Source organism: Acuticoccus kalidii, from assembly GCF_021556395.1.
Lineage (GTDB): Bacteria > Pseudomonadota > Alphaproteobacteria > Rhizobiales > Amorphaceae > Acuticoccus > Acuticoccus kalidii.
In genome coordinates this window covers 107,846-134,752 of sequence record NZ_JAKGCS010000019.1, presented here as the reverse complement: position 1 = coordinate 134,752, position 26,907 = coordinate 107,846, and the positions used below count along the sequence as shown (strand labels likewise).

The window sequence follows — 26,907 nt, the reverse complement described above, 5'->3', positions numbered from 1 at the left end:
GGGCTCTCGGATGCCTGATTTGACCTTCCTGCAACGTCATTCGATGTCCTCGAAGTCGCTCAGGACGGTGTATACAATCGTCGTTTTCGTCCTCCCCTGCTCGCGGCCGATCTCGATGAAGCCGCTATCATCCAGATCGCGGAGAATGGGTTCGAGGTCACGAGCACTAATCCTGCCCTTGATGGCCCTCACAAGCTGGTTTCGCGTTACCTTCGGCCCGTGGCGCCTCAGGAGGCTTCTCACGAGCATGTAGCGGCCTTGCTGCTCGTTCGAGTGAATGTGCTCCGCCGCTTCCGTCATCATGACGTGTGCGCTCTCTTCGGCGATGCACATGCCCCATTCGAGATCGAGGTGTGCCACGGTCGCATCCAGGCCTGCGCGGCTGACGGCGTGGATCGTCGCCAGACGGATCGCCATCTCGGCGGTGCGTCCCATATAATTGGCGAGCGAGGCTCGCTTATCGATCCGGTGGAGGATGTTCTCGACATACGTGCGATAGGCGTCCCACACGGACCCGTCCGCCCATGCGATCGTGGTGATGTGTGGTGGCGCTCCGGCATAGCCGTTGGCGCCGACGCCGAGTTGCACCCCCTTCCCCACCGGATCTCCCGAGGGCTGCGGCATGATCGTCTGCAAATTCTCGACTACATTCGCCGGGACTTTTTGGGCCTTGTTGATGTCCACGGAGCGAAACTCGGTGCGCGGAGCCGCCTTCACGATCGTGAAACGGTTCATTGTGCCGTTCTCGATCGCTCCAGACCCGAGAGAGCCATAGAATTGCTGCTCGGTGCTCGCGCCGAGGATTGAGAAGGCGGGGGCCTCCAGGCGCTTTGGCTGGCCGCTCACGTCCATCGCACGTGACGACAAAGTGAGTGTCGAGAATGACGCGGACCACAGCTCGCGCAATAGCGGCCCTAGGGCCGCCTCGTGCGTCGAGGCTCGACCGGAACTAATGCGCGCGAGAAGCGTATGACCGATCTCATCAGCGATCGAGCAATAGCATGGAGACGCCTGCAGATCCCTTTCCAGCGCGCTCTCGGATTTGAACTTTGCGGTGCCGGCGAGCATCGGTACACCAATGGCGTCCATAACCTGCATCACAGCCTTTAAGGGCCGATCCTTTCCGATTGCAGTCTGCCCAATGCAGGCAACATAGAGCTGTGTCCCGCAGCCGGTCGGCGTCGCGACATGGCGGCCGCACAGGGTGCCTACGATGCTGATGGCAGACGCCACTGCGAGTGGCCGATTTGGTTGCGTACTCGTCTCGAGGATCCAATCAGCGATCTCTCCTATGAGACCGCCAGGCTGGCACCAAAGCGGCTCGACATATTGCTTCCGCTCCATCTCGGCCGGAGCGGGGAGCTCCACCACTTTCGCCGGCTGTCGCTTGGGGACTTCCATCTTTGACGGGTCGAAGTCGTCATGTTCCAGCACCGAACGCCGGTGGCGAGAGGAAATTTCGGCAAGGTCGGCTCCGCGGGTACGAGCCATGTCCGCAATCGTGGCCGACGTGATCCCCGATTTGGTGAACGAACGCCATTTCCGCGCAATTTCTTTGCCGCCCGGGTATGCGTCGCCACCGGTTCCGCTCCACTCGTCCCACAGCGCAAGGCCGGCGCTGCCGCCGCCGGTGGCGTCGTGGACGGCCATCCCCACCTCGACCCATTCGTGATAGCCACAATCGGCGTCGAGGTAGGTCAGAAGCTCGGCGAGTTCCTCGACCCCAGCGACTTCGTGCAGCGGCGCAGATGGCTCACGCGGTGCAGCCTGGCGCTCCTCCTCTCGCCACGCCTCATAGCGCGCGACAAGCGCCGCGATCGTCTTCGGCGCGTTGCCAATCTCGCCGACGGCGCCGATAGCATCGCCAGTAACGGTGACGAATCGGCCGCTGGTGTAGATCTCGACGCCGCACGCCTTCGAGCGGGCAATGGTCGGCGCCTCGGACCGAGTGAACATGCGAATGCCGGTGCCGCTGGGGCTGACTTCCGCATAGGTCTCTCGATGGTCAAGCAGCTCCTGCGCCCAACCGGCGACAGTCCCATCCTCGGCAACGCACCGATCGAGATCGATGGCGGTGAACTCGTCACCGGCCGAGACGACGAATCCAACGCCATCGTAACCGCGCCGGATCGCCGCCACCTTGGCCGCCTCGTAGGTGTCCCACGTCGTCGGGTTGGTTGAGGACGCGCGAAAGCCGGTGCGCGGCATGATCGGCACCTTGTCCGGCTTGTCCTTCCCATCCTTCCGTTCATATCGCCAGCACACCCACTGACGATGATGTGCGAGCTCAACGAGTGCCGGAACGCGGTCAAACTCTGCCCATTCGGCCATCATCAGAACGGGGGTTCGCTCTTCACGATGTCCCAAAGCGCCGCGCGATATCCGCAGATCATACGGCGCTTGAACTCGTACATCTGCTCCTCGGTGAGCTCGGCGAGGTCCGTTGATCCCACCTCCCCGGCGAGCCACTCCGCGAGCTCCTCGACGGCTTTGTCAGCCGCCTTGTCCTCGTTCGTGGTGAGATGGTCGACCGGCGGCTCACGAGTGAGGTTGAAGGCCCCCATTAAGAGCGCCTCGTCGCCGCCGGCGCGCCACACGATCCGCTCGACCTTCAGCTTTTCCGCCACGTCGCCCCCGCTCATGCCAGGCCCCGCTCGATGGCGAGCCATTCCGGCAGCGTGATCTCCGCGACACCTCGAGCCCGGTTCTCGAGCTCGATATGTGAGAGCGGCAACCAAGTAGCCCCCGCCTCCTCTCCGTCGTCCGATACCAATACGGCACGTTCGGTGATCGCATGAATCTGCACGATGATATTGATGAGTTCAGGAGCGCTCATGCTGCCGCCCTTTCCGGCATCGCGCGGCCGACGATCTTGGAGAACCGCCCCTCGGGCTTCACGCTCACGGTCGCTGGCATCATCAGCTCGCCAGCATCGAACCGCTCGATGGCTTCAACCGTAGTTTCCGGGAACGGCTGCGCGCCTCCGTGCGTCGTCCACCACTGGCAGGCCTTCTGCGCAGCGAAGCCGCCATGCTCGAAGCAGACCCATTCAGGGATGCTGACCAGGCCTGCGACGATGTCGACACGCATGGATGGCGGCTTGCCCGGCTTCTCGTGCCACTTCGCCGACCACGACACGACCGGCAACGAGCGCGGCTTAATCGCCTCTGTTGTGAGGATCGGTGTATCACCATCGGCCTCTGCCTCATGCCGCGGCTCGGTCGCCCACTCGTGTCCGCAAATCGGGCAACTCGCCGCTCGGACGTGGACGAGTGCGTCGCAATCCGGGCATTCTTTCGCCCGCACATCCGCTTCGGCGACTTTACCCTCCTCTCCCTCCTCTTTCGGCGATCCCCTGCCCGGCTCTCGGGGCTCGATCGCATCGACGGGTCCGTGTCGGCGAACGTTGCCGCCATAGTCGAGCACGAGGCAGTTTTCCTTGTCGGGATAGAGACGCGTCCCGCGGCCGATAATCTGGACGTAGAGCGACGTTGAGAGTGTCGATCGGAGAAACACGACCATATCGACATGCCGGGCGTTGAAGCCTGTCGTCAGAACCCCGACGCTCGCGAGGCAGCGAATTTTTTGGGCTTTATAGGCGTTGATGATCCGCTCGCGTTCGGCCGCCGGCGTCTCGCCTGTGACCGTCTCGCACGAGATCCCCGATCGCCGGATTGCATCACGGGTTTCGTTGGCGTGCTGAACGCCGGAGCAGAACACGAGCCAACCCTTTCGATCGGCCCCACGCTCCACGATCTCCTCGACGGCCTGTTCTGTGATCGTCCGGGCGGCGCGCTCGAGCTCGCTTGCCTTGAACTCGCCGCCCGACTTGGCAACGCGCGTGACGTCGATCTCCGCGACGCCGGCCTTGCTGACGAGTGGCGAAAGGAAGCCGTCACGGATGCCGTCGGCAATGCCGTAAGTGAAGAGCGTTTCCTCGAACAGCCGATCATCACCACGGTCAAGACGCCCCTCGCCGAGGCGATAGGGAGTGGCTGTCAGTCCGCCGACCCGAACGGTCGGATTGATTGTCTGCATGTCAGAGAGGAACCGACGATACCGACCGGCATCCTTCATCGGCACGAGATGACATTCGTCGATGAGGATGAGATCGATGCGGCCGAACTCTGGCGCTCGCTTCCATACGGTCTGAATGCCAGCAAAGGTGATGTCGCGGTGCGCTTCGCGCTTGTTGAGGCCGGCGCTGTAGATCCCGATGTTTGCGCGTGGCCAGAGCGAGAGCATTTCTTGCGCGTTTTGCCGGATCAGCTCTTTGACGTGCGTCAGAACCATCACGCGGCCGTCGGCCTCGACGATATGACGAGACAGCTCGGCGATGACGCAGGATTTGCCGGTCCCTGTGGCAAGGTCGACGAGCGCGTTGCCGCCACCGTCGGCCCAATGGTTCAAGAACGCGTTGACGCTTTCGGATTGGTAGTGACGAAGCTGGAGTCTCATGCGACACCCCCGGCATTCGCGCGTTCGGCGGCCCGGCGGCCTTCTTTCGCCAGACTGTCGCACATGCGGTTGACCCAGTTGCGGCCGCCGCCATCCTTATGGCCGCGGACGTGGCGCACCGAAAGGGCGACCCCTTGCCGGTCCGCGACCGCCAGAATACGGCCGGTGCACTCGCAGATCCGCTCGCACGGCTTCTTGGACCGCGGGAAAGTCCGGGCGCCTTCAGCGTGCCGGTTCTCCTGGATCGCCGGGTGAGCCTGCCGCAGCGCGCAGAGGGCCGACAGGTTGTCGCTCTGCAGAAGCACGAGAGCATCCGAGGCTCGGAAGTATCGGCGCGCCTCCGCCGTCTCCATGGCCAAAGCGAGCGCGGCGAGTTCGAGCACGCACATCGACTTGTGCCACGAGTCGACCGGGCCTCCGGCGGTCATTGAAGGGCGCTCGTCACCCTTCCACCAAGCCCCCCACCCTGCGCTCTCGCGCTCAGGGGATGACGATGCGTCCGCGAAGAGCGTGATGCAGGGCTTCATGCTCGCAGTTCCCCGTCCGTCCAGATGGAACCGTCGGCAAGTTCGTAGCTGACGGTCTCGGTAGCCTCGTCGGCGTCGACGGGAGTGCCGGGCACCAGGCCGGGCAGATAGCGATGAAGCTCGCATCCGGCGCGCTGCATGTCCGCGGAGAGCTCGCACTCATGGCGGCAACACCACCACAAGCCGTCACCGTTCATGCGGGGCTCCGAATGAAGGCACGTGCGACAGTTGCGGCGCGCCCAGCCCCCGGAGTGACAGAACGCCTTCGCGTGGCAGAACCGGCAGCGGAAATCGTCCTCGTTGTCGGCGATGCGCGCCGGGGGCTCGTCCGCGACCACGATTCGCTCGGCTTTGGCGAGGAGGTTCAGCGCACGCGTCGCGTCATGCTTCAGCCGCTCGCTATGCAGCTCCTCGTTATCCTTGCACTTCATGACGTAGAGGGCGCGGCTTCGGCCGCGCTTCTCCATGTAGACCTGCATCTGCGCCGCGTGCATCGGCTTGGCGACCTCGACGCCGTGCCGCTTCATCTCGGCGAAGGACTTGGCGTTCGCGGTCTTGAATTCGGTGACGTGGACGGTCATCGGCGCGCGCGGATCGCCGATCGCTTCACCGTCGAGGTGGCCACGGAAATGCCCGCCGATGTCGGAGATCGCGAGCTGCTTGCCCGTCTCCTCGTCCCGGTCGGTCACGTTGATGCCGATGGCGCGTAGCCATTCGATCATCCGGGCTTCCTCGAGGTGCCCGGTCTCGAACAGACGGAGCATGCGTCCGGAGAACTTCTCCGCCTCCAGCGCCCATCGGAAGCCGTACCAGAGCTTGCGCTCGCACGGATCGCCGATGACGGAGGCACCGAGATAGGTGCGCTCCTCCTCGTTGTGTGCAGCCTCGATCGCGGCGTCGACCATAGAGGCAATGGGGTCGACGACGTTGGAAAGGTCGACAGTCATTCGTCTTCCCCCTTCAGTTTACGAGAGGCGGTTTTGAGCATTTGCCCCCACGCCTCACTGACGTGGCGGGGAAGCTGCGAACGAGCGTCAACCGGGTGGCCAAACTCGTATGTCCCTTCGACCTGATAGAAGTTGGTCAGGATGCGGGCGGCTTCTGTGGTGTTCATGCCGGCTCGCTTTCCGCGCGAGCAGCGCAAGCCTGCGACAGCGCCATCGTCATAAGTTCGGGCTCAACCGGGCGTGGCGCATAGGTGAGATCCACCGTGGCGCGCCACACCAGTTGCCACCCATACAGCTCGGCGCACTGGCGGATGACGCGCAGCGCTGCGATGGAACGCAGGGACTTCGGCAGGAGGAATCGCGCCACCTCGTCGGGTGTCTCGTGCTGGCGCGTGGTCATGCCTCCTCCTCGACACGCTGTTTGACGTCGAGAACCAGCGACGTAGTGGATGGCTTGCGGTAGGCATCGAGGTTGTCGACGCCGAGGGCCTTAGCGATGGCTTTCTCGTCGAGCCCACCTTTGCGTTCTTGAAGGCGCTGTTGGGCGATGAACTCGTCACCGCCGAGGCTGTCGGCTTCGCCCATCAGCGCGCAGACCTCATTCTTGAGATCCTTCTCGAGCGCGGTCGCTGATTTGACGTGCGCCCGGAGCAAGCCGAGGCGGTCGACGCAGTGGCGATTGGAATGTTCGCTCTTGAATGGCCGTAGGATATCGGTCACGCAGGAAACTCCTTGCGATCTGGAATGGATTTGCAGGGGGAAGCCGGCCGGGCTTCGGTTTGGCGACAGAGCGCCCGGCCGGCGGCTTAGCTACGCGCGCTGCGCGGCTTTGGCCCGCTGGAACACCGTCCCGCCACCAGCGCCCGGCGGCGTCGGGCGGCCCGTGGACTGAGGTCGGGGAGCGCGAGCGGCAGGCACGGCACCGCCGAGGGCCTTCACGTTTGAAATGTCGTTCGAGGCTCGGTACTGCCCCGTCGCCGGCCGGACCTTCACAGTGATCCTGCAAGGCCGTTCCAGGATCTCGTCCGTCGTTTTCGGGCTGTTGATCCCGATTGCCTCGCGGATCGATGCGAACTGACCCTCAGCAATCTTGCGCGGATTGTAGGGCTTCCCCGTGCGCTCGGAAAACATCTCTTCCGGGCCGGTCCACCAAAGGTTCAGGCGCTGCCAGATGAGCCGATTGGCGTATTCACCCTCAGTGATCTTCCAAGTCAGCTTGAGAACGTCGCCGTGGTCCGGAGCGCCCTCTCGGGTCGATTGCGGCGCTCGTTCAGCATCAATGATGCAGGCGGTGTATTGCCCCGCCGGGATGGCTTCGAAATCACCGCCGCCGGCCTCGGCGTTCGGATCGTAGGCGCCAGCGAGATCAACCATCACGCAGCCTCCAGCTCGGCCGGGCTCCCGGCGGCCTCGGTCTCGGTTTTGTTGTGGGTCGGAAGGAAGGGCGCGAGCTGGGAATAGCCTTTGCCCAGATCGTACCGAAACTCGGTCGGAAGCCCGTAGCGGTTCTTGGCGACGAACGCCGGTGTGCCCTCGGTATAGGTCTTCCGGACGCGGCCACCCTTGCCGATCACGCGGCCACCTTTTGGTGCGCCCTCGCTGGCCTTGGCGGCCTGAACTGGCGAGCGCATGAACAGGATGGCGTCCATCTCACGCTCAACGATCCCAACGAGCTGCTTGTGCAGATCGATCGAGAATTGGTCATAGGCCTCGGTTTCGGGATCGCTGTAGGGCGACACGACCGAATGCGCGATCAGAATGACCGTGATGCCGCGATCATTCCGCAGCATGTTGATGGCGTCGAGGAACTCGGCCATGACCGCTTTCGCGCGGACATAGCCCTTTCCGAACCCGAAATCCTCGATGTTGGCTTTCGGATTGCCGCTGTCGTCGCCGCGCGCACACGTCTCGGCGAAGATTAGTTTCTGCAGCTCCGTCACACTGTCGATGACGACTGTGCGGACGCCGCTGTCCTCGGCCTCGTAGAGTTCTCCGAGTTGCTCAATGACGGTATTGAACGAGCCAGCGACGGGGAACGCAAACACCTCTGCCGAGGCCGGAATGCCATCCTCGACGCGCACGAACGCGGCGTCCGGAAACTCGGCGGCAAGACTTGTTTTGCCAATACCAGCCGGGCCATAGATCAAGATCCGCGGCGGTTTGTGTGCCGTCACCCGTTTCAGGGATGCAAGCTTGATCGCCATATCAGGCGGTCTCCATGAGTTGTGGCGCGGAATAGAGCCAGCCACCGCATGCGCCGTCGGGTGATGGCTGGAATGTGAAGTCGGCCTCGTGCGCACGCATCACGAGACAATGCGCGAGGCCGTTGGCAGGCGGCAGCCAGGAGGCCGCCACCCCGACGACATGCTTGTCGTCAGGTATCACCCCGGCGCTCACGAGAGCGTCGGTGGCGAACTTGATCCGGTTATCGACGTCGGCCGATCGCATCGCGGCAGATCGCTCGAACCCGAAGATCAGGACGATGGATCCGGAAACGACAGGGAGGCGTTGCGACTTGACGTGCCAGAGCGCATGCGCCTTCCAGTCCTTGGCGGCATCGGTCAACGCACGGCCGCCTTTGCGGAGATTCCGGTACGCATTATTCAGGCTCGGCGGCATGGGCATGGTGAGAGCGATGGGATGGGCCCGCCCAGGCTCCCCCGTCGTCACGACGCTTTCAGGCTTCGTGAAGGCCCTCACCATGGCCGTGCCGCCAAGCGTTCGGCGCGCATGCCGGTTGACTTCTGGGCAAACGGCGCAGCAGCGTTCCGGAAAGCATCACCTTGGAGAGCACCATGAGCGATAACGACAACCCCGAAACTCCTGGGGCATTGGGCGCCAGCAGCGCAGTTCCGTTGGTGTTCATCGACGAGGTGATCTCGGCCGGCCACTACAACGGCATCGTTCACGTCACTATGGGTCAGCTCTCGTTCACCGTTTCCGGTGACATGCTGAAGAACTCGCTTCACCCCGTCGTTTCTTTGCGGATGAACCTGCAGGCGGCCAAGGGGCTTCGCGATACGCTCGACAAGAGCATCCTGCTTGCGGAGCCGCCGGCAGACGGCGGCCAAAAGAACTGACCAGCCCATCATGCGGGCTCCCCGGCCGACGCAGACACTTCAGGCGACGTTCTGCGCGGAGAGCTGAACTCGTCACTTGCCGATGCGAGATTTTCTATCCACATGAGCCGCAATGAACCTTCACACCGTTTGTTCGGAAGAGAGCCGCTTCGGCGCTTTCCAATTGAAGGCCGATCGCGGGCATTCGATGCCGGCGGTCGCGCACAATTTGTCGAGTTGGTCGAACCATGCCGCCGGGAACGCTCCGTCATTGCGGGCGTATCGGACAGCATGAGGCCCGACGCAGACGGCTTGTTGGATCAACTCGCTCCCGAGAGTGTCGATCACATGAACAACTTGAGCCTTGGACATGGACGATCATTACCAAATAATTTGGTATCGATCAAGCCACACGATAGAGGGTATTACCAATCAATTTGGCGATCTAAATTTTCTGGCATGGCAAGAACCAAGTCAGAGAACGTCGAACGCCCCTGGGCGGACGTCGCGGAACGGGTCACCTGGCACCGCAAAGTCGTGGAGCAGATGAACCAGGACCGCTACGGCGAGATCCTGAACGCGAAGCGCTCGCAGCTCTCGAATTGGGAGACTGGCACGCATCGCCTGTCGCTCGATGGCGCAATTGCGCTGAATAGAGCTTTCGGGCTGAGCCTCGACTTCCTGTACCTTGGGGACACCAACAATCTGCCGATGGCCCTGCGTCAGGCGTGGCTGGAGTGGAAGCGCGAGCAGGAGGATGCGCACACCTCCAAGACCAACCACGTCGAGGATCAGGCTTAGACGACCCTCGCGCGGCAGTGTTCTGCCACTTCGCTCCACCCTGGATCCGCATCAGCACCGGTGGCCCACATGGCCATCGTGATGATGGCGGCCCACTCGGCGTTGCCGTCCGGGGTGGTCGCCATCGCCTCGTCCAGCGGGGCGCGCATCCAGTCGGACTCGGCCTGTGTCGCGTCCCTAGGCAAGTTGTCGATAGCGGCTTCGCGCCGCCGGAACTCTTGATAGAGCTGGATGATAGGCCCATCCCCGACTGCCTCAGCGGCGATAGGGACAGAAGCGACGATGGCTGTGCCGGCAATGAAGGACCGACGGGAAAGAGCGGAGGAAGTCATCACCTGCCGCCTTTCCAATGGTAGACGGTTCGGGCGCGGCCGATCATGCCCACCGGCGGCTCGGCCGTGGCGATGACAACCCCGTCGGACGAGAGCCTGTCGATCGCGACATCCAGATCGTCTTTGCGGAGATAGTTGCCGGTTTTCGCCATAAGATCGGATCGTGCGATCCCTCCGGCGTCACGGATCACGCTGGCGACGAACGACGGCACGTCCGGGAACCGGATCGGATGCCGCAACCGGGTCGTGGTCACTCCCTGGCCGGCCTTCAGGGGGTGTCCTCCGATCTGAGGATACCGCCTTGCCGCTTCCGGCTCCGACGCATTTGCGAACGACGGAATCTTCGGAAGATTGTCGAGCGCCAGCCATGCCTCTTTCGCAGCTTGAGCGCCGCCGACGTCCTTCGCCTCGCGGACAATCTGAAGAGACTCAGCGACGGATAACGAACCCGACCCAGACGAGCGGTCTAAGTTCAACTTAGATCGCTCCGAATTGTTGGCCGCCTCTTCCAGCTCCTTCCATCGGTCAATGACTTTTGCCCGAAGCGGAATGCTGTAGCCGGTGAGGAGGATCATCAGCTCCCGCTCGGGTAGCTGGTAGCAGGGCTTTTCGCGCCCGTAGGCGTCCAGATAGATGCCCTCAAAAGTGAGGGCATCTGCCTCACCATGCAGTTCGACAAGGATGCTGCGGATATCCCGCATAACGTTGTCGTGCCGCTTACCCGTCTGCTCCGCGATCTCGAGGCTCGACATGGTGACGGACGATTTGATGGGATCGGCGACTGCCATGTTCACGCCTCCACCAGCTCGCCGCCGGTGAGGACCGGGGCCTTGGGGTTGGCGGGGACGAATATGGGCGCGGCGCCGTTGTCGCGATCGGCGCGCTCGAAGGCGGCACGCACCATCGGATCACGGATGAGCGAGGCCAACAAAAAGGGTTGGCAATTGGGCGCAAATTCGCTATCTGTCACTGTGACAGTCCTTTTTGGATGTGGTTGTCATTGATCCCGCTGCTTCAACAGCGGGTCGAAGATCAGCGGTCGGCGAGTTGGCGCTCGTCGGCCGCTTTTTCGTTGGTGCGAAGGCCGGCGCCTATAAGGTCCAGAACTTCGTCATTTAGCGAGCGACCATTGTGGATCGCACGGATTTTCAACTGAGATCGCAAGCCACGAGGTGCGCGGATCGTGATCCGTTCCTCGGTCGGGATTGCAGCAGAGGGTGGTGACATTTGCGCTCCTGCGGTGTAGGCAAGAGCAAACATGGCTCAGAGCCACAGCGGCGTCAATGCAAAAAATGGCTCAGAGCCACTTTTTAAAGGGGCTGGAATTGACGGGAAGCCGTAAATCTCCGCAAAACCAAGATAAATTCGTCGTCCGCCTTCCTGAGGGGATGCGCGACGAATTGAAGGCCGCGGCGAAGGCAAATCAGCGGACGATGAATGCGGAGGTCGTGGCCCGACTCGAAGGATGGCATCGCCTTCTTGATGAGGTCGACCACCTCAAGCAAGGCGCCCTGCACTTAAACACTGAAATCGATCGCCTTAAGGAGGCGGTGCGAGACGAAAAGATTAGAGCAGACAGGGCTGAGGAACGCGCTACGCGAAGGGGTGGCGTCAAGCTTGAAGAAGGGGTCGACTACCATCTTACACCCGACGAGCTGAAAGAGCTGATCGATTACTACCTTAACCGGCTCGTTGAACACATTCCGCCGGTCAACTTCGACGATGCGGATTATGACGAGCTGGCTGCGGCTACCCCCAACAAGGCCAAAAAGTCCGACAAGCCGTAACTCGCGTGTCCAGTTTGTATGATTTGTGGAATCTGCAAAGCACCACCGCCAGACACATTTGACAAATTTTTTGTCATATCTCCTTGCAATTACCAATTAAATTGTCATTCTATCCCCCATCACCAACGATGGGAGGCCATACAGTGCTCACGACAAACAACACCATTCTCGGCACGGGCTCCGCGATCATGCCCGTCCTCTACGCTCCGGAAAGCGGCTTCGATCCTGCAACGATCGCCCTGAAGGTCCATCGACAGATTCGACGCGAGAACACGGTGCAAGCCATGGGCTGGCCCGTGGAGGAATACCGCGCTTTCAACGCGAAGGCCGGAGCGATCGCTAGGGCCGACGAGAAGCCGTCCTTCGTCTTGTCGTCCAGCAACTGCCCGACGCAGCTCGCTCCCATCATGCGCGAGGTCGAGGCGATCGAGGATGCGGTCGCCACTGCAGATTATGCGATCATGGCGGCTGCGTTTGAGCGCGCTGTCCGCAATTTCGGATCTGCCGAGATCCCGTCATGAGCGCCCTCGCCTCGACGCCGGCCTACCCTCTCGTCACCAACTCCACCTCCCTCGCCCTCACTCGGCGAAACCTCGAGCGCCTCAGGAAGGCACTTCGGAGAGAGAAGGCCCGCGCTCGGATCATGCACTGGACCTATGACCTGTCGCGGCAACTCGCGCTCGAGGAAAGCGTGAGGCGGCACGAAGCGGTGATCGCCGATGCGATAGCCGCAGATCTTTCCCTCGAGGTGGCAGCATGACCCCCACCCGTGAATTCGTTCTCGTCGCGTTCGATGAGATCTTTCCGGACAAATGGCGAATTATGGAACTCCTGACGCCGGCGCCAGACGCCGACGGCCGTATGACAGTTTCGTGCATGGAGAACCACTCGCGGCAGTATGTGATCCTCGCGAGCGAGGTGATCGCCCGTGGAACGCTCGAGACCTGCCACGAAGGGCGACGAATGCGGCGCCAATCAATGGCCACCGAAATCGCGTGGTTCGAGCTCGTCGATGCAAAGGCCTCCAAAGCCATCGCAGCGAGGATTGAAGCGCTAGAGGCGGTCGCGAAGAAGTCATTCGAGCTCCGTGCCATTCCGAACGCGTGGGGCAACACCACGCAGGAGGTGGCATGATGCGACGGCCTACGGAGGAGCTGCCGAAAGCCGGCGAATATTGCTTGATCGGCTGGAGCGACGATCCCAACGACTGGCGCATCGTCCTGGTCGGGAATCCTGATTCGATCGATGTTCTGAGGTATGGCGGCGCTGGGACGATCTTTGCCCGGCCGCGCGAACTATCGGACGAGTTCCGCGTGATCCGCGTCGGACCTATGGACGAGCTCGAGGCGTTTCGCGTGGATCTCGCGGCCAAGATGGCCACACCGCTCACAGATCGTCGTTGCGCCGAAGCGCGGTATCGACGCGCTCATGAAACTGTGTGGGTGCGCCTCTCCGAACTTCTTGCGGAAGCGGATCAACGATGACGCACCCAACCCAGCTGACGCCCGCCATTGTCGCGGAAGAGGTCCAAGAGATCCGCAGGTTCACTGACGATCCGGAGGCGGCGCACAGCCTAGAAGATCAGTTGCGCTCCCGAGTCCTCTTGGCCATCGCTGAAGGAACGGCCGAAGACCCTGCGGGATGTGCCCGGATTGCCCTCACCTCGGACCAGATCAGCTTTCCGCGGTGGTGCGGATGATGCCCGTCCCCGATCCCCGTTGGCACTGGCGCAACTGCCGCGAATTCGAGATCGACGTCGCGTTCTTCGTCTGGCCGTGGCGGCTCGGCATCGACCGAACCGAGGACGTCTTCGGCGGCCGGCGCACGATCGCAATCGGCCCGATCGGTTTCGGCATCACCTACTCGCACGGCAACCCGAGCCGCGAGCCTTGGACCATCTTTGACCGGATCGCGAATGCAACCGCGCTCGGCGAGGACGAAGCATATTGCCGGGCGACGCGGTGGGAAGGCTATGCCGACCCTGCATTCGACGAGGTGCAGAATGATCGATCCCGATAAATGGGGGCCGTGGGTCTCGCATGACCACGGCCCATGTCCGTTGCGCCTAGGTGAGTGGGCGCAGGTTTCTGGGATCAGATACGGAGGCTCGCACTGCACTCTGGAAGGCCGCGTGATCCGAGCGACAATCGGCCACCCAGCCTGGATGAATACCGATCCGTCGAGGCAATGCGGGGTTATCCTGCGATATCGCATCCGAAAGCCTAGGGGGATGGCACATCTCCGCATCATCTTAAGGGAGAGGGAGAAGGTTGATGCATGAGCGTCGCGAGCGCGACTCGGATCATTCCGGCACCGTCGCCGCCCTTGCGAGCATCGCTTTCCTCACGGTCTACGCCGGGCTCCTCATCTTCAAATCAGCGGGGTTCTCATGACTGGATTCCCTCCCGACTACACGCCCCCTCTTCGCCACTTGGTCGCGGAATCGATGACGGGTGAGAGCCACAATCGCGTGACGCCGACTCTGTCCGGCCCAGGCGGTATGGATCTGCGCGATTGGTTCGCGGGTCAGGCTCTTGCTGGGCTACTCGCCCACCATGGCGGGGAGAACAATGTCTGGGATCAAGGGATTGCGGGAGAGGCTTATGCCCACGCCGATGCCATGATTCGCAGAGGTTACGGCGGGCATTTATGACTGGCCGCGCTGACCGTACCGCCGATCTCCCCGACGACGAGGCGCTGACGCTCACCGAGGCGAGCCAGATCGTCCTGCGCGGCCGCGTGTCGGAACGAACGCTTCGGGAAGCTGCTCGGCGGGGAGACCTCATTGTCGAGCGTCTCGGAAGGCGCTTGTATGTCACACCCTCCGAAATCCGCGCATGGAGACAGCGGTGTCGCAGCGATCGAAAGGCTCCAGATTGTGGCTCAGGCGGCAGCGCGGCGCGCGATCGCTCTACTACATCAAGGACGGAGACCACCGCGAGAGCACGGGATGCGGCCCTGACGATCTTCGGGGCGCTGAACAAGCGCTAGCCCGGTATGTGGCCACGAAGCACGCCCGCCAGGCGCGCGACCGTCGTGACGCCCCGATCGACGAAGTGCCTATCGCGGACATCTTGCTCGGCTACTGGCAGGCGAAGCAGGATCTCACCGCTCGACCGCACGAGCTGAGGGCGCGCCTGCACCGTCTGACGAAATGGTGGGGCGATTGGAGCGTCAACGACATCAACCCGGACCAATGCGCGAGCTATGTCGCCTCGCGAGGTTCGGAGGCCGGCGCCCGGCGAGAACTGGAAGACTTACGCGCCGCCGTGGGCCACGCGTTCACTCATCGCCGCATCTCCCAGCTCGTGCCGGTGACGCTGCCGAAGCGCGGCGCCGCTCGCGAGCGGTGGCTGACGCGCGATGAGATGGCTACCCTGCTCTGGGCTTGCTGGAGGTATCGCGAGGACCAGAAGGGCACGCCAGGGCGTCACACGCGTCGCCACGTCGCGAGGTTCATTCTGATGGCCCGATACACCGGTACGCGCGCGAGCGCGATCTGCAACGCCTCCCTCTGGCCGGAGACGGGCCGCGGGTGGGTCGACCTGACCAACGGTGTTTTCTACCGCGCATCCGCCATGGAGAAGCCGACCAACAAGAGGAAGCCGACCATCCGCCTTCCGGCACCCCTGATTGCTCACATCCGGTCCTGGGTCGTCTCCGCCCAGCGGCGGGGCCGGCCGATGAGATACGTGGTCGAGTGGAACGGCCAGCCGGTGAAGTCGACGAAGCAGGCCTTCGCCCGTGCCCGCACGGCAGCAAGACTTGGATCGGATGTTACGCAGCACACCCTGCGGCACACGGCGATCACCTGGGCGATGCAGAACGGGGCAGACAAGTGGGAGGTGTCCGGCTTCTTCGGTGTGAGCCTTCCCGTCGTCGAGCGGGTCTATGGCCATCACAGCGAAAATCACCAGTCGACCGTGCACCGGGCCATTGGTCGGCCTGCGAAACGGGACTAAAGCCGGTACTATGGGTCTAGGTGATTTTGGAAAACGTCAAGAAAACTGTGGTGGGCGCGACAGGGATTGAACCTGTGACCCCCTCGGTGTGAACGAGGTGCTCTCCCGCTGAGCTACGCGCCCCCAGAGGCGGGTCACATACGACGCTTGAGCCGGAGTGGCAAGGCCTTCTCGCCGCTTCTTCGCGATTGAGGGCCGGCTATCCAAAGTTTGCCCGGCGGCCGGCTCAGACCCCGCCTTCGCGCGCCATCTGGCGCAACACGTCGTGGCGGATCTTCCCGAGCGCGGTGCGGGGGAAATCGTCGACGATCCGCACGTCACGCGCGACCTTGAAGGAGGCGAGGAGCCCCTTCATGTGGGCGACGAGCGCCTCGGGCGTCGCCGGCGCGGCGAGGCGGACATAGGCGACCGGCGTCTCCTGCCAGCGCGGATCGGGCCAGCCGACGACCGCGCATTCGGCGACTGCCGGGTGAGCGGAAAGGACACGCTCGATCTCTGCCGGGTAGATGTTCTCCCCGCCCGAAACGATCATGTTCTTCTTGCGGTCGTGAACGGTGAGCGTTCCGTCCGCCGCAAGGCTGCCGATATCCCCAGTCATCACATAACCATCGCGGAAGGCTTCGCGCGTCGCGGCCGGATTGTCGAGATAACCCGAGAAGATCGCCCCCTTGACGCCGATCTCGCCATGTCCGCCCGTCGGAAGCACCTTTCCCGCATCGTCGAAGATCGCGATATCGGAGAAAAGACCCGCCTGGCCCGTGCCGCCGACGCGGCGCGGAAGGCCGAGCCGGTCATAGGCGGCGATCGGGCACGTCTCCGTCGCGCCATAGACTGAGAGGACCGGAAGGCCGCGCGCCTCGAACGCTTCGATCAGCGCCTCCGGGACGATGGTGGATCCCGTCGACAGCGCCCGCAGGGCGGAGAGATCGGCGGCGGCGAACCCCGGCAGCGCAAGGAGCGCCTGCATCGTCGTCGGCACGAGGAGCGTCAATGTCGGCCGGTCCTCGACGATCGCCCGCAAGGTCGCCTCGGGATCGAAACGGGGATGGATCGTCACCGTCGCCCCGGCCATCAGCGCCGGCGTCGTCTGGATGTTGAGGCCGCCGACATGGAACATCGGCAGCACCGTCAGAATATGATCGGCCGCCGTCATCTGGTGCATATGATGCGACTGGACCGCGTTGCCCCGCAGCGCACCTTGCGAGATCAACGCCCCCTTCGGCCGCCCCGTCGTGCCGGAGGTGTAGACGAGGAGGCACTCGGCCCCCGGATGCCCTCGCCGTGGCGGCGCACCGTCGGGCGCCGACACGAGGTCGCCCCCGCGCCCCATGGCGCGCAGCGCGAGGCCGGCCGACCGGGCGGCGAGCGCCTCGGCGCGCTCCCGGTAGCCCGGCCCATAGGCGAGGATCCTGGGAGCGGCATCGGCGAGCGTATAAGCGAGTTCGTCATCGGCGAGGCGCCAGTTGAGCGGGGCCATGATCGCGCCGAGCCGCGCGGCGGCGTAGAGGATCGCGAGCGTGTCGGGATGGTTCTCCGCAAGGACGGCGATCCGGTCGCCCGCCGCCACCCCGGACGCGGCGAAGGCCTCCGCGATCGCCCGAACGCGAGCGGCGAAGCCCGCGTAGGTGGTCGCCTCCCCCTCGAAGCGGATCGCGATCTTGCCGGGATCGAACACCGCATGGCGTTCGATCGGCGCGAACAGGTCGATCAATCGTCTCCCTCGCCATCTTCGTAGAGGGCCGCCTTGCCGATCCGGTCGAGGCAGAGCTCCGCGGTCCATGGCAGCATCAGCGCCCCGCAGCGGCTGTCGCGATAGATGCGCTCGAGCGGGAGAGACTTCAGCATCGACTGCCCGCCACAGGTTCGAATCGCGAGCCGCGCGAGATCGTTCGCATATTCCATCACGGTATATTGGGCAGCCCAGGCGCGCATCACCTGATCCTTGGACGGTCGCGGGCACGCCTCGCTGATCGCCTGGAACCACAGCGCCTTCGCCTGCTCGAGCTTGATCTTCATCTCCGCCACCGCGAGCTGCTTGGTCGGATATTGGCGCCGCTTGACCGGCGGCGTGCCCGGCATCTCGCCCCGGAGGTAGGTGACGACGAAATCGTAGGCGGCCTGGGCAAGCCCCATATAAGTCGGCGACAAGGTCATGAACATGTGCGGCCAGTTCGAGGCGGCCTGGAAATAGACCCCCGGCGGCATCAGCGCCTCGTCCTTGCCGACGAAGACGTCGTCGAAAAGGAGCGTGCGCGAGACGGTCCCGCGCATTCCGAGCGGATCCCAATCGCCGACGACCGACACGCCGTCCGCATCGGCCGGGACCGCGAGATAGAGCGTGTTGCGCCGGCTCTTTTTGCCCGAACCGTCAGTCTCGGTGCAGAGGACGCCATAATAGTCGGCATTGCCGGAGAGCGAGGCGAAGATCTTCTTGCCGCGCACCAGCCAGCCCCCCTCCACCGGCACCGCCTCGGTCGAGAAGGCGACGGCGCCCGCCGCCGCGGCGCCGCCTTCCGAGAAGGGTTGCGCGTAGATCGCACCGTCCTCGACGATGCGGGCATAATGCCGGGCGCGGCGCGCTTCGTGCGCGGCGCGGGTCGCCTCGTCCATGTCGAGATCGTCGGCGAGCAGGCCGGACCACAGCGTCGAGCAGACGTGCATGTTCCAGGTGAGCGCAGTCGCGCCGCAATAGCGACCGATCTCCGCCGCGACGAGCGAATAGGCGCGATAGTCCGCCCCCTGCCCGCCAAAGCGCTCCGGCACACAGATGCCGAGAAGGCCAGCCTCGCGAAGGTCTTGATAATTCTCGGTCGGAAAGCGCGCGTCCCGATCGATCTCGAAGGCGCGTCCGGCAAAGGTCGGCCCCAAAGCGCGGGCCTTCGCGGTCCACTCCGCCTCGAAATCGGTGAGACGGAAGGCGGTGGGGTCGAACATCGGCGGATCGATGGCGACACCCTCTTTGTCATGTCGAATGTCGTTCACCGGCCCGTCTCCCTTCCCGTTCGCCTCACTCCACCTCTTCGCGAGGCAGCACCCATTCTTCCGCAAGCGCGGCCTCGCGCCAACGGTGGAAGCTCGCTTCGCTCTCCACCGCATCGACATAGGCGCGCGTCGTCTCGGCGATCGGCCAGCCATAGGTCGACAGGCGCGACACCAGCGGGGCGAACATCGCATCCGCCGCGCACCAATCGCCGAAGAGGAACGGTCCGCCATGCGTGCCGAGCGCATCGGCGACGAGCGCCTCGAAGCGCGCGACATCGGCCGTCTCCGCCTCGCCGCGCGGCCGGTGGCTCCGCCTCGCCCGTATGTTCATCGGACAGGCGGCGCGCAGTCCCATGAAACCGGCATGCATTTCCGATGCGAGACACCGCGCCATCGCCCGCGCCGCCGGATCGGCGGGCCAGATAGCTCGGTCCGGCGCCTTTTCGGCAAGATATTCGATGATCGCGAGGCTTTCCCACAAAGTGAGCCCGCCATCGATCAGCACCGGCACGCGGCCCGCCGGCGAATGGGCCCGGATCGCGTCCGCCGTCTCCGGCATATCGAGCGGGATCAGCGTCTCCTCGAAGGCGAAGCCGAAATGATCGAGCACCAGCCACGGCCGCATCGACCAGGACGAATAATTCTTGTTCCCGATGACGAGGCGGAGGCTCATTTCGAGAGAAGCTCTTTGCCGGGAAGCAGGGCATCCGTGCGCCCGAGGATCCGGTAGAGGAGGAGCGCCATATATTCGCGCGTCGCATCGTCGACGAGTTTCAGATTGGTGGCCGCCGGGCCGCCGACCTTTTGCCAAAGCGCGCCCCCGTCATCGAGCCCCGCGACCGGCCAGGCGACGAGGCCCGGCCATCCGAGCTGCGCGAATGTCGCGATGGCGCGCGGCATGTGGGCGTCGCTCGTGACGAGGATATAGCGCTCGCCCGGCTTCGGCTCGACGAGATCGTGGCTGAAGAGCGCGTTTTCGTAAGTGGAGCGCGAGCGCGATTCGACGATCATTCGCGCCGGATCGATCCCGAGCTCGCGCATCTTCGCCGCCGCGAGTTCGGCCCCGGAGGGTCCGCCATCGATCTCCGCGCCGTCGGTGAGGATGATCTTCGCATCCGGAAAGCGCACCGCGAGCGCCGCACCCTCGGTAAAGCGCGAGGCATTCTCGTTGAACACGACATGATGCTGCGTCGCCGAGCGGGACGGCGCGAGATAGCCGCCGAGGACGATGATCCCGTCCGGCGCCTCGGTGACGCCGGCGAAATCGAACTGCGCTTCGAGCGGGGCCATCATGATGCGGCCCGTCGGCAGGAAGCCGAGGACCGTATAGAGCGCCGTTCCGATGCCCAGAAGCACCAGCCCCGCCCGCCGATACCAGATCGACAAAACGAGGCCGATGACGAACAGGAACAGGAGCAGATTCGACGGCTGAAGCGCCGCGAACAGAAGCTCCGGACCGCTCACGCTTCGGCTAGTCCCAATCCGGACCGAAATCCGGCGAGATCAGCCGGCCGGAGGGCGAGCGCAGCGCGTCGATCGCCGCACGATCCTCGGCCGAGAGGGTGAGGCGTTCGCCGTTCAGATTGTCGACGAGGCGCTCGGGGGAACGGCTGCGCGGGATCGCGAGGACATTGTCCTGACCGAGGAGCCACGCGACGGTGACGGCGGCCGGCGTCGAGCCGAGCTTCTCGGCGATACCGGTGATCACCGGATCGTCGAGCACCTTGCCGCGCGCGAGCGGGCAATAGGCGGTGAGGCCCATGCCGTGCTTGCGCACCGCTTCGAGGACTTTGTCCTGGTCGAGGAAGGGGTGATATTCGACCTGGTTCACCGCGAGCGGCACCGTCGAGGCGGCGACGGCCTCCTCGATGAGCGCGACCGGGAAGTTCGAGATCCCGATCAGACGGGTGAGGCCCCTCTCCTGCACCTTGCAGAGCGAGCGCACCGCGTCGGCGGCCGACACGTCCCGGCTCGGCCAATGGATGAGATAAAGGTCGAACTGGCTGATACCGAGCCGCTCGAGCGAGGCCTCGGCCGCGGCCATCATGTCGCGTTCGGCGAGATGATCGTGCCAGACCTTGGAGGTGATGAAGACCTCGTCGCGCGGAAGGCCGGAGGCGCGCACGCCCTCACCGACCGCATATTCGTTCTCGTACCGCTCGGCCGTATCCACATGGCGGTAACCCGCCTGAAGACCGGACGAGACGGCTTTGATGCAAACCTCGTCGTGGAGCTCGAAGGTGCCGATCCCGAGCTTGGGGATCGACACGCCTGCTACGTTGAACGTTGCCGCCACTCGTCATGTCCTCGGTTGGAGTGAGACGACCGGGCCACCGCCGGGGCGGCCCGCGCCGTCACGATCAGGAAAGTTCCGTCGTCTGTTTGACGACCTTGCCGACGAGACCATAGGAGACAGCGTCTTCAGCGCTCATCCAATAGTCGCGATCGGTGTCCTTCTCGATCCGCTCGATCGGCTGGCCGGTCGCATTGGCGAAAAGGACGTTGAGGCGCTCGCGCATCTTGATGATCTCGCGGGCCTGAATCTCGATATCGGAGGCCGCACCGCCCGCACCACCGGAGGGTTGGTGGAGGAGGAAGCGGGTGTTCGGCGTGCAATAGCGCCGCTCCTTGGGCACCGAAATGTAGATCAGTGCCCCGGCGGAGGCGACCCAGCCCATACCGAGAATGTTCACTTTGGGGCGGATCAGTCCGATCGTGTCGTGGATCATGTCACCCGATTCGACGTGGCCGCCGGGTGAAGACACGATCACGGTGATCGGGTCGTCGGAAACGTGGGCGAGCGCGAGAAGGCGCTGACACACGTCTCGTGCGAGATCCATCGATATCTGACCGACGATCATGACCTGGCGCGCCTCGAAGAGGTGCTTGTCGACGGGTATCGACTGCTGCGCCTTCAGCTTCTCGTCGTCGTCGTCTTCGTCGTCGAAGCGGGGGAGAATCGGCATCGCGTCCTGTCCTAGTCCTGAGGCCGCTATCTATGAAGGTGTGACGCGAAACGCAAACGGGATCCTGCGCTCGCCTCGCACGTTGTCCTCTTCGTCGCACGAAGGAGAGATCATGGCGAGCGCTTGGGATGAAGTCGACAAAGGGAAACTCCTGGAGCGTTTCGCGATCGAGATAGGGCCGGCATTGCTCTTCGTCGCCGCTCTTCTCATCGTAAACCTGAATGTGGCGACGATCCTGTTCGTGGTGGCGTGTGCGGCGACGGCAACCTATTCCTGGTATCAGACCGGGCACTTTCCTTACATCCCCGCCGGCATGGTTCTCATGGCCGCGGTGTTCGGTGCCGCGACCATCGCCTTCGGGAATGCCTTTTATATCGAGTTTCGAGCAACGCTGGTGAATGCCGGCGGCGCGGCCGCACTCACCGCCGGGCTCTTCACCGGGCATCTTTTCCTCAAGAACGCGCTGCAGTCCGGCTTTCGCCTCACCGACTCGGCGTGGCGGACGCTCACCTGGCGGATGGCCCTTTATCTGGCGCTGATGGCGATCCTCAACGAGATTGTCCGGCGGGCCTTTTCGACCGAGATCTGGGCCGTGTTCAAGGCGGTGTCGCCGGTTCTCAATCTCGTCTTCCTGGCGATCAACTGGCCGCTGATTCGCGCGAATCTCCTCCCCCGCGGCGCTGCGAGCGACACCGCACGCGGCAATCACCGCGCCCGCCCGCACCGTGATACGCCCCAGCCCGCGCCGCGCCCCCAATAAAAGAGCGGCGCGACGGCCACGCGCCAGCAGCCAGGGTCGGCACAACCTCAGGCAATCGATTGCCGCTCGGGCTGATGCGCACGGGACGGGCGACGGACGAGCGGGTTGGCCCGCGGCGCCGCAACATTGATACCGAACGGAGGCCTCAGACGTCGGTTTCCTGACAAAAAAGCGTCACAAACCGACAGAAATGCGCCCTATTCAATCTAGATTATCTGACCGCATGGCATTCTGAATAAATAATACGCCTGAAGAATGTTGCATAAGCCTAAGATTTCCCTCTTTATTGCCACATCGAGAAATTGTCCGGAGGGTTCTGCCTGGCAGGGAGACGGACCGCCCCCGGCCCAGGCGGACCGATGTGCAGACCATGATATCACCCCAGGTCATCGCGGACACGCAGGCCGATGTGATTACGGAACTCTACGATGGGATCTTCGACCCCCTGGCGTGGGATCGGGTCATCGAAACGATCGCACAAAATATTCCCGAGCTGCGCCCGACACTCAACATCGAAACATGGTCGCCCCAGCGGGCGCAAATCGTTCGATTTGCCAATCTAGACCATGACTTGGTCCGCCAATACATGCAGACCTACTCGAAAATGAACGCCTTCCGGGTCGCGACCGAGAGTGCGAAAAGGCACGATGTGTGGCTGTCCACGGATTTTGTTCCTCAGGACGAGTTGGTGCGCACCGTATTTTGGAATGAGCTTCTGTCTAAATGCGACGACATCCGGGCAACGTCGAACAATTTTCTGGCGCGCTCGCGAAACCACTACGCGATCCTCGCCTTCCATTACGCCTACCGGGAGCAGACGACGACGATCCCGAGCGGCATGCAGCTCCATCGTGCCATCGCGCCGCACGCCAATCGCGCCTTCAGCCTCGCCATTCGGGGGACGGCGCTGCTCAACCAGCAGCGCATCGACGGCGCGATCATGAACCTCGCCGTGCCGGCGCTGGTGTTCGACGATGCGGGCCGCATCATCCGCGTCAATAGCGCGGCGGAGGCCTTCATGGCCACGAACACCACCGTCCGTCTCGGCGAAGGCGGCACCGTGACCTCGCCCTCACACCTCAATGCGAGCGCGATCGACAACGCGATCCGCGCCACATTGTCCCAACGCCGCGCCTCGACGCTCGGCCTCAGAGGCAGCGACGGCATGACCGTCGTCGCGCATTTCGTCCCGATGCAGCGGCGCGAGGCGAACAATGCCCTCGTGACCGAGTTCATCGACGTCTATGAGCCCGCCGGGGTGATGTACATTTCCGCCCCCAGCGGGAACGTCTGATCGCGCCACCGACCGGCCTCAACCGGCCGTCGATGAAAAAGGGGCCGCCGAAACGGCCCCTTCGGCATCAGCCCATGATCGGCATCGAGAACTCGGCGCCTTCCTTCACACCGCTCGGCCAACGGGTCGTGACCGTCTTCGTGCGGGTGTAGAAGCGGATCGAATCCGGCCCGTGCTGGTTGAGATCGCCGAAGCCGGACCGCTTCCAACCGCCGAACGTGTGATAAGCGAGCGGCACCGGGATCGGCACGTTGACGCCCACCATGCCGACCTCGACCCGCGAGACGAAATCGCGCGCCGTGTCCCCGTCGCGGGTGAAGATCGCGACGCCGTTGCCATACTCGTGCTCGGTCGGAAGGCGGACGGCCTCCTCATAGTCCTTCGCGCGGACGACGGAGAGGACCGGGCCGAAAATCTCTTCCTTGTAGATCGTCATGTCCGGCGTGACGTTGTCGAACAGACAGCCGCCCATATAGAAGCCGTCTTCGTAGCCCTGCATCTTGAAGCCGCGCCCGTCGACGACGAGGTTCGCCCCCTCCTCGACGCCGAGATCCACATAGCGGCGCACCTTGTCCACCGCGGCGCGGGTGACGAGCGGGCCGAAATCGGCGTCAGGATCGTGTGACGGGCCGATCCTCAGCGCCTCGACCTTCGGCACCAGCGTCTTCATCAGGGCATCGGCCGCCTTGTCGCCCACCGGCACCGCGACGGAGACCGCCATGCAGCGCTCGCCGGCCGAGCCGTAGCCCGCGCCGATCAGCGCGTTCGCGGCCTGCTCCATGTCCGCATCCGGCATCACGATCATGTGGTTCTTCGCGCCGCCGAAGCACTGGACGCGCTTACCGTGCGCGGCCGCGGTCGAATAGACATATTGCGCGATGTCCGACGAGCCGACGAAGCCGACGCCCATGATGCGCGGATCGGTCAGCAGCGTGTCGACCGCCACCTTGTCGCCGTGCACGACGTTGAGGATACCGGCCGGAAGGCCCGCCTCGATCATCAGCTCGGCGAGGCGGTTCGGCACGGACGGGTCACGCTCGGACGGCTTCAGGATGAAGGCGTTGCCGCAGGCGATCGCCGGACAGAATTTCCACATCGGGATCATCGCGGGGAAGTTGAACGGCGTGATGCCGGCCACGACGCCGAGCGGCTGGCGCACCGAGAACATGTCGATCCCCGGCCCGGCGCTCTCCGAATATTCACCCTTCATGAGGTGCGGAATGCCGACCGCGAACTCGGCGACCTCGAGCCCGCGCTGGATGTCGCCCTTGGCGTCCGGCACGGTCTTGCCGTGCTCGGAGGCGAGAAGCTCGGCGAGCTCGTCCATGTTCTCGTTGAGGAGGGCGACGAAGCGCATCATCACCCGCGCGCGGCGCTGCGGGTTGGTCGCGGCCCAGGCGGGCTGGGCCTCTGCCGCGTTGGCGATCGCCGCCCGCACCTCGTCCGCGGTCGCGAGAGCGACCTTGGCCTGGACCTCTCCCGTCGCGGGCCGGAATACGTCCGCCTCGCGGCCCGACGTGCCCGCAACAACCTTGCCCCCGATGAAGTGTCCGACTTGGCGCATTCCGCCCTCCAACTACCGTTTCCGTCTCACTACAGGCGTTTCGGCCCCCGGCGAAAGGGGGCGGCGCGAACCAGAGCCGAAGAAAGAGGCAAAAAGACCACCCGTTCGGCACGCGGTTTGCCACCATCCTCCTCGCGATGCGGTCGCGCAAGGCAGAGGGAACGTCGCTTTTCTCCGCGCATCCGCCCGCCTAGACTTTCGGCGAACCGGTGGAGGACGCATGGCGACGAACTTGAGGATCGACAAAGAGCGGCTCTGGTCGAGCCTGATGGACAGCGCCCAATTCGGCGCGACCGCGAAGGGCGGGATCCGCCGCCTCACTCTGTCCGACGAGGACAAGGCGGTGCGCGACTGGTTCAAGGCCGCCTGCGAGGCCGAGGGCATGACCGTCGAAATCGATGCGCTCGGCAACATGTTCGCGACCCGGCCCGGCACCGACCCCGACGCCGCCCCGATCTCCTTCGGCTCCCATCTCGACACGCAGCCGGCCGGCGGCAAGTTTGACGGGATCCTCGGCGTCCTCGCCGGCCTCGAGGCGATTCGCACCCTCAATGCAGCCGGCTACCGCACCACCGCGCCCCTCACCCTCATCAACTGGACGAACGAGGAAGGCGCCCGCTTCGCTCCCGCCATGATGTGTTCCGGCGTCTATGCCGGCGAGATCGGCCTCGATGCGGCTCTCGCCACCACCGACAATGACGGTAAGACCTTCGGCGCCGAGCTCGATCGGATCGGCTATCGCGGGACGGAGCCGGTCGGGGCGCGCCGCTTCGGGGCTTATATCGAACTCCATATCGAGCAGGGCCCGATCCTGGAGGAGGAGGCGAAGACGATCGGCATCGTAACCGGCGGACAGGGCATTCTCTGGTTCGACGGAACGATCACCGGCAAGGACAGCCATGCCGGCGCAACGCCGATGACGATGCGTCATGATGCGCTCGCGGCCCTCGCCGAGGTCATCCTCGCCATCGAGGCGATCGCGTTCGACCATGCGCCGGGCGGCCGCGCCACCGTCGGCGAGGTGTTCGCGCTGCCGGGTTCGCGCAACACGATCCCCGGCACGACCCGCTTCAAGGCCGATTTCCGCCACCCGGACGCCGCCGGCCTCACCGCGATGGAGGCCGACCTCAACGCCCGCCTCGCGGCGATCGCGACCCGGCGCAAGGTCGAGATCGACCTCACCCCGGTCTGGCGCAAGGATCCGATCGTGTTCGATCCGGCGATCGTCGGCGCGGTCGCGGCGGCGGCGGAGAAAAACGGCTATGCCGCGCGCGACATCATCTCCGGCGCCGGTCATGACGCGTTCTATCTCGCCTCGACGTGTCCGACCGGGATGATTTTCGTCCCCTGCGCCGGCGGGGTCAGCCACAACGAGGAGGAAAGCACCACGGAGGACGAATGCGCCGCCGGCGCGCAAGTCCTCCTCGACACGATCCTGGAGGTCGACGGGCGCTAGCCCATCCGCCCC

35 protein-coding genes and 1 tRNA gene are annotated in these 26,907 nt (G+C 64.0%); 12 read left to right on the top strand and 24 right to left on the bottom strand.

What is annotated here, in order from left to right:
* Nucleotides 1–36 precede the first annotated feature (36 nt).
* From L1787_RS13000 to L1787_RS12945, 12 genes are all read right to left on the bottom strand, one after another.
* Complete coding sequence (locus tag L1787_RS13000; RefSeq protein WP_235709292.1) at nucleotides 37–2,334, bottom strand: PriCT-2 domain-containing protein; 2,298 nt, start codon at nucleotides 2,332–2,334, stop codon at nucleotides 37–39.
* Complete coding sequence (locus tag L1787_RS12995; RefSeq protein ID WP_235709291.1) at nucleotides 2,334–2,642, bottom strand: hypothetical protein; 309 nt, start codon at nucleotides 2,640–2,642, stop codon at nucleotides 2,334–2,336. Before L1787_RS12995 ends, L1787_RS13000 begins: the two co-directional genes overlap by 1 nt.
* Nucleotides 2,639–2,836: a hypothetical protein gene (locus tag L1787_RS12990; RefSeq protein ID WP_235709290.1), complete on the bottom strand. Its 198-nt coding sequence runs from the start codon at nucleotides 2,834–2,836 to the stop codon at nucleotides 2,639–2,641. Before L1787_RS12990 ends, L1787_RS12995 begins: the two co-directional genes overlap by 4 nt.
* Entirely contained in the window at nucleotides 2,833–4,458 is a 1,626-nt protein-coding gene (locus L1787_RS12985; protein WP_255720510.1) for a DEAD/DEAH box helicase, read from the bottom strand. Before L1787_RS12985 ends, L1787_RS12990 begins: the two co-directional genes overlap by 4 nt.
* Nucleotides 4,455–4,985, bottom strand: coding sequence for an RNase H family protein (locus tag L1787_RS12980; RefSeq protein ID WP_235709288.1), 531 nt, complete (start codon nucleotides 4,983–4,985; stop codon nucleotides 4,455–4,457). The genes L1787_RS12985 and L1787_RS12980 overlap by 4 nt, the downstream gene beginning before the upstream one ends.
* Complete coding sequence (locus tag L1787_RS12975; protein WP_235709287.1) at nucleotides 4,982–5,932, bottom strand: oxidoreductase; 951 nt, start codon at nucleotides 5,930–5,932, stop codon at nucleotides 4,982–4,984. The genes L1787_RS12980 and L1787_RS12975 overlap by 4 nt, the downstream gene beginning before the upstream one ends.
* Entirely contained in the window at nucleotides 5,929–6,099 is a 171-nt protein-coding gene (locus L1787_RS12970; RefSeq protein WP_235709286.1) for a hypothetical protein, read from the bottom strand. Before L1787_RS12970 ends, L1787_RS12975 begins: the two co-directional genes overlap by 4 nt.
* Nucleotides 6,096–6,332 carry a hypothetical protein gene (locus tag L1787_RS12965; protein ID WP_235709285.1) on the bottom strand — a complete coding sequence of 79 codons (237 nt, stop codon included), beginning with the start codon at nucleotides 6,330–6,332 and terminating at the stop codon, nucleotides 6,096–6,098. The genes L1787_RS12970 and L1787_RS12965 overlap by 4 nt, the downstream gene beginning before the upstream one ends.
* Entirely contained in the window at nucleotides 6,329–6,652 is a 324-nt protein-coding gene (locus L1787_RS12960; protein WP_235709284.1) for a hypothetical protein, read from the bottom strand. The genes L1787_RS12965 and L1787_RS12960 overlap by 4 nt, the downstream gene beginning before the upstream one ends.
* Nucleotides 6,653–6,742: 90 nt before the next feature.
* Nucleotides 6,743–7,306 (bottom strand): DUF669 domain-containing protein, encoded by a 564-nt coding sequence (locus L1787_RS12955; protein ID WP_235709283.1) that lies wholly within the window; start codon nucleotides 7,304–7,306, stop codon nucleotides 6,743–6,745.
* Nucleotides 7,306–8,136 (bottom strand): ATP-binding protein, encoded by an 831-nt coding sequence (locus tag L1787_RS12950; protein ID WP_235709282.1) that lies wholly within the window; start codon nucleotides 8,134–8,136, stop codon nucleotides 7,306–7,308. The genes L1787_RS12955 and L1787_RS12950 overlap by 1 nt, the downstream gene beginning before the upstream one ends.
* Nucleotide 8,137: 1 nt before the next feature.
* On the bottom strand, nucleotides 8,138–8,551 hold the full coding sequence (locus L1787_RS12945; RefSeq protein ID WP_255720508.1) for a RusA family crossover junction endodeoxyribonuclease: 414 nt from the start codon (nucleotides 8,549–8,551) through the stop codon (nucleotides 8,138–8,140).
* Between the two features lie 176 nt (nucleotides 8,552–8,727).
* Here L1787_RS12945 and L1787_RS12940 point away from each other — a divergent pair, with 176 nt between their 5' ends.
* Entirely contained in the window at nucleotides 8,728–9,012 is a 285-nt protein-coding gene (locus L1787_RS12940) for a hypothetical protein (protein WP_235709280.1), read from the top strand.
* A gap of 102 nt (nucleotides 9,013–9,114) precedes the next feature.
* The gene (locus L1787_RS12935) at nucleotides 9,115–9,792 is read left to right on the top strand and encodes a helix-turn-helix domain-containing protein (RefSeq protein ID WP_235709279.1); all 678 of its coding nucleotides are present in this window, start codon (nucleotides 9,115–9,117) and stop codon (nucleotides 9,790–9,792) included.
* Here L1787_RS12935 and L1787_RS12930 read toward each other — a convergent pair.
* From L1787_RS12930 to L1787_RS12915, 4 genes are all read right to left on the bottom strand, one after another.
* Complete coding sequence (locus L1787_RS12930) at nucleotides 9,789–10,124, bottom strand: hypothetical protein (RefSeq protein ID WP_235709278.1); 336 nt, start codon at nucleotides 10,122–10,124, stop codon at nucleotides 9,789–9,791. The two genes, L1787_RS12935 and L1787_RS12930, sit on opposite strands and share 4 nt — an antisense overlap.
* A complete protein-coding gene (locus L1787_RS12925) occupies nucleotides 10,124–10,912 on the bottom strand; it encodes a Rha family transcriptional regulator (protein WP_235709277.1) in 789 nt (262 codons plus the stop codon). Before L1787_RS12925 ends, L1787_RS12930 begins: the two co-directional genes overlap by 1 nt.
* A gap of 2 nt (nucleotides 10,913–10,914) precedes the next feature.
* Nucleotides 10,915–11,094, bottom strand: coding sequence for a hypothetical protein (locus tag L1787_RS12920; RefSeq protein ID WP_235709276.1), 180 nt, complete (start codon nucleotides 11,092–11,094; stop codon nucleotides 10,915–10,917).
* Between the two features lie 62 nt (nucleotides 11,095–11,156).
* On the bottom strand, nucleotides 11,157–11,351 hold the full coding sequence (locus L1787_RS12915; protein ID WP_235709275.1) for an Arc family DNA-binding protein: 195 nt from the start codon (nucleotides 11,349–11,351) through the stop codon (nucleotides 11,157–11,159).
* Nucleotides 11,352–11,407: 56 nt separating this feature from the next.
* Here L1787_RS12915 and L1787_RS12910 point away from each other — a divergent pair, with 56 nt between their 5' ends.
* The 7 genes from L1787_RS12910 (at nucleotide 11,408) to L1787_RS12880 (ending at nucleotide 15,873) form a co-directional block, all read left to right on the top strand.
* Nucleotides 11,408–11,911: an Arc family DNA-binding protein gene (locus L1787_RS12910; RefSeq protein ID WP_235709274.1), complete on the top strand. Its 504-nt coding sequence runs from the start codon at nucleotides 11,408–11,410 to the stop codon at nucleotides 11,909–11,911.
* Nucleotides 11,912–12,099: 188 nt separating this feature from the next.
* Nucleotides 12,100–12,432 (top strand): hypothetical protein, encoded by a 333-nt coding sequence (locus tag L1787_RS12905; RefSeq protein WP_235709273.1) that lies wholly within the window; start codon nucleotides 12,100–12,102, stop codon nucleotides 12,430–12,432.
* Complete coding sequence (locus tag L1787_RS12900) at nucleotides 12,429–12,671, top strand: hypothetical protein (protein WP_235709272.1); 243 nt, start codon at nucleotides 12,429–12,431, stop codon at nucleotides 12,669–12,671. Before L1787_RS12905 ends, L1787_RS12900 begins: the two co-directional genes overlap by 4 nt.
* A complete protein-coding gene (locus L1787_RS12895) occupies nucleotides 12,668–13,045 on the top strand; it encodes a hypothetical protein (protein ID WP_235709271.1) in 378 nt (125 codons plus the stop codon). The genes L1787_RS12900 and L1787_RS12895 overlap by 4 nt, the downstream gene beginning before the upstream one ends.
* A complete protein-coding gene (locus L1787_RS12890) occupies nucleotides 13,042–13,395 on the top strand; it encodes a hypothetical protein (protein ID WP_235709270.1) in 354 nt (117 codons plus the stop codon). Before L1787_RS12895 ends, L1787_RS12890 begins: the two co-directional genes overlap by 4 nt.
* 211 nt (nucleotides 13,396–13,606) lie before the next feature.
* A complete protein-coding gene (locus L1787_RS12885; RefSeq protein ID WP_235709269.1) occupies nucleotides 13,607–13,930 on the top strand; it encodes a hypothetical protein in 324 nt (107 codons plus the stop codon).
* Nucleotides 13,931–14,748: 818 nt separating this feature from the next.
* Nucleotides 14,749–15,873, top strand: coding sequence for a site-specific integrase (locus L1787_RS12880; protein WP_235709268.1), 1,125 nt, complete (start codon nucleotides 14,749–14,751; stop codon nucleotides 15,871–15,873).
* 48 nt (nucleotides 15,874–15,921) lie between these two features.
* Here L1787_RS12880 and L1787_RS12875 read toward each other — a convergent pair.
* The 7 genes from L1787_RS12875 to L1787_RS12845 form a co-directional block, all read right to left on the bottom strand.
* Nucleotides 15,922–15,996, bottom strand: a tRNA-Val gene (locus L1787_RS12875).
* Between the two features lie 103 nt (nucleotides 15,997–16,099).
* On the bottom strand, nucleotides 16,100–17,581 hold the full coding sequence (locus L1787_RS12870; protein ID WP_235709327.1) for a class I adenylate-forming enzyme family protein: 1,482 nt from the start codon (nucleotides 17,579–17,581) through the stop codon (nucleotides 16,100–16,102).
* Nucleotides 17,581–18,807, bottom strand: coding sequence for an acyl-CoA dehydrogenase family protein (locus L1787_RS12865; protein ID WP_235709326.1), 1,227 nt, complete (start codon nucleotides 18,805–18,807; stop codon nucleotides 17,581–17,583). Before L1787_RS12865 ends, L1787_RS12870 begins: the two co-directional genes overlap by 1 nt.
* 73 nt (nucleotides 18,808–18,880) lie before the next feature.
* On the bottom strand, nucleotides 18,881–19,528 hold the full coding sequence (locus L1787_RS12860; RefSeq protein ID WP_235709267.1) for a glutathione S-transferase family protein: 648 nt from the start codon (nucleotides 19,526–19,528) through the stop codon (nucleotides 18,881–18,883).
* On the bottom strand, nucleotides 19,525–20,319 hold the full coding sequence (locus L1787_RS12855; RefSeq protein ID WP_235709266.1) for a YdcF family protein: 795 nt from the start codon (nucleotides 20,317–20,319) through the stop codon (nucleotides 19,525–19,527). Before L1787_RS12855 ends, L1787_RS12860 begins: the two co-directional genes overlap by 4 nt.
* Before the next feature lie 7 nt (nucleotides 20,320–20,326).
* Nucleotides 20,327–21,151: an aldo/keto reductase gene (locus tag L1787_RS12850; protein WP_235709265.1), complete on the bottom strand. Its 825-nt coding sequence runs from the start codon at nucleotides 21,149–21,151 to the stop codon at nucleotides 20,327–20,329.
* Between the two features lie 64 nt (nucleotides 21,152–21,215).
* Complete coding sequence (locus tag L1787_RS12845; RefSeq protein WP_235709264.1) at nucleotides 21,216–21,821, bottom strand: ATP-dependent Clp protease proteolytic subunit; 606 nt, start codon at nucleotides 21,819–21,821, stop codon at nucleotides 21,216–21,218.
* 112 nt (nucleotides 21,822–21,933) lie between these two features.
* Between L1787_RS12845 and L1787_RS12840 the strand changes: the two genes are divergently transcribed.
* The gene (locus tag L1787_RS12840; RefSeq protein ID WP_235709263.1) at nucleotides 21,934–22,581 is read left to right on the top strand and encodes an inner membrane-spanning protein YciB; all 648 of its coding nucleotides are present in this window, start codon (nucleotides 21,934–21,936) and stop codon (nucleotides 22,579–22,581) included.
* Between the two features lie 688 nt (nucleotides 22,582–23,269).
* Nucleotides 23,270–23,875, top strand: a complete 606-nt coding sequence (locus L1787_RS12835) for a nitrogen regulation protein NR(II) (RefSeq protein WP_235709262.1) — start codon at nucleotides 23,270–23,272, stop codon at nucleotides 23,873–23,875.
* 67 nt (nucleotides 23,876–23,942) lie between these two features.
* Here L1787_RS12835 and L1787_RS12830 read toward each other — a convergent pair whose 3' ends face one another.
* Nucleotides 23,943–25,439, bottom strand: coding sequence for a CoA-acylating methylmalonate-semialdehyde dehydrogenase (locus L1787_RS12830; protein WP_235709261.1), 1,497 nt, complete (start codon nucleotides 25,437–25,439; stop codon nucleotides 23,943–23,945).
* Nucleotides 25,440–25,659: 220 nt separating this feature from the next.
* On the opposite strand from L1787_RS12830, the gene L1787_RS12825 reads away from it, so the two are divergent.
* Complete coding sequence (locus tag L1787_RS12825) at nucleotides 25,660–26,895, top strand: Zn-dependent hydrolase (protein WP_235709260.1); 1,236 nt, start codon at nucleotides 25,660–25,662, stop codon at nucleotides 26,893–26,895.
* Nucleotides 26,896–26,907 lie beyond the last annotated feature (12 nt).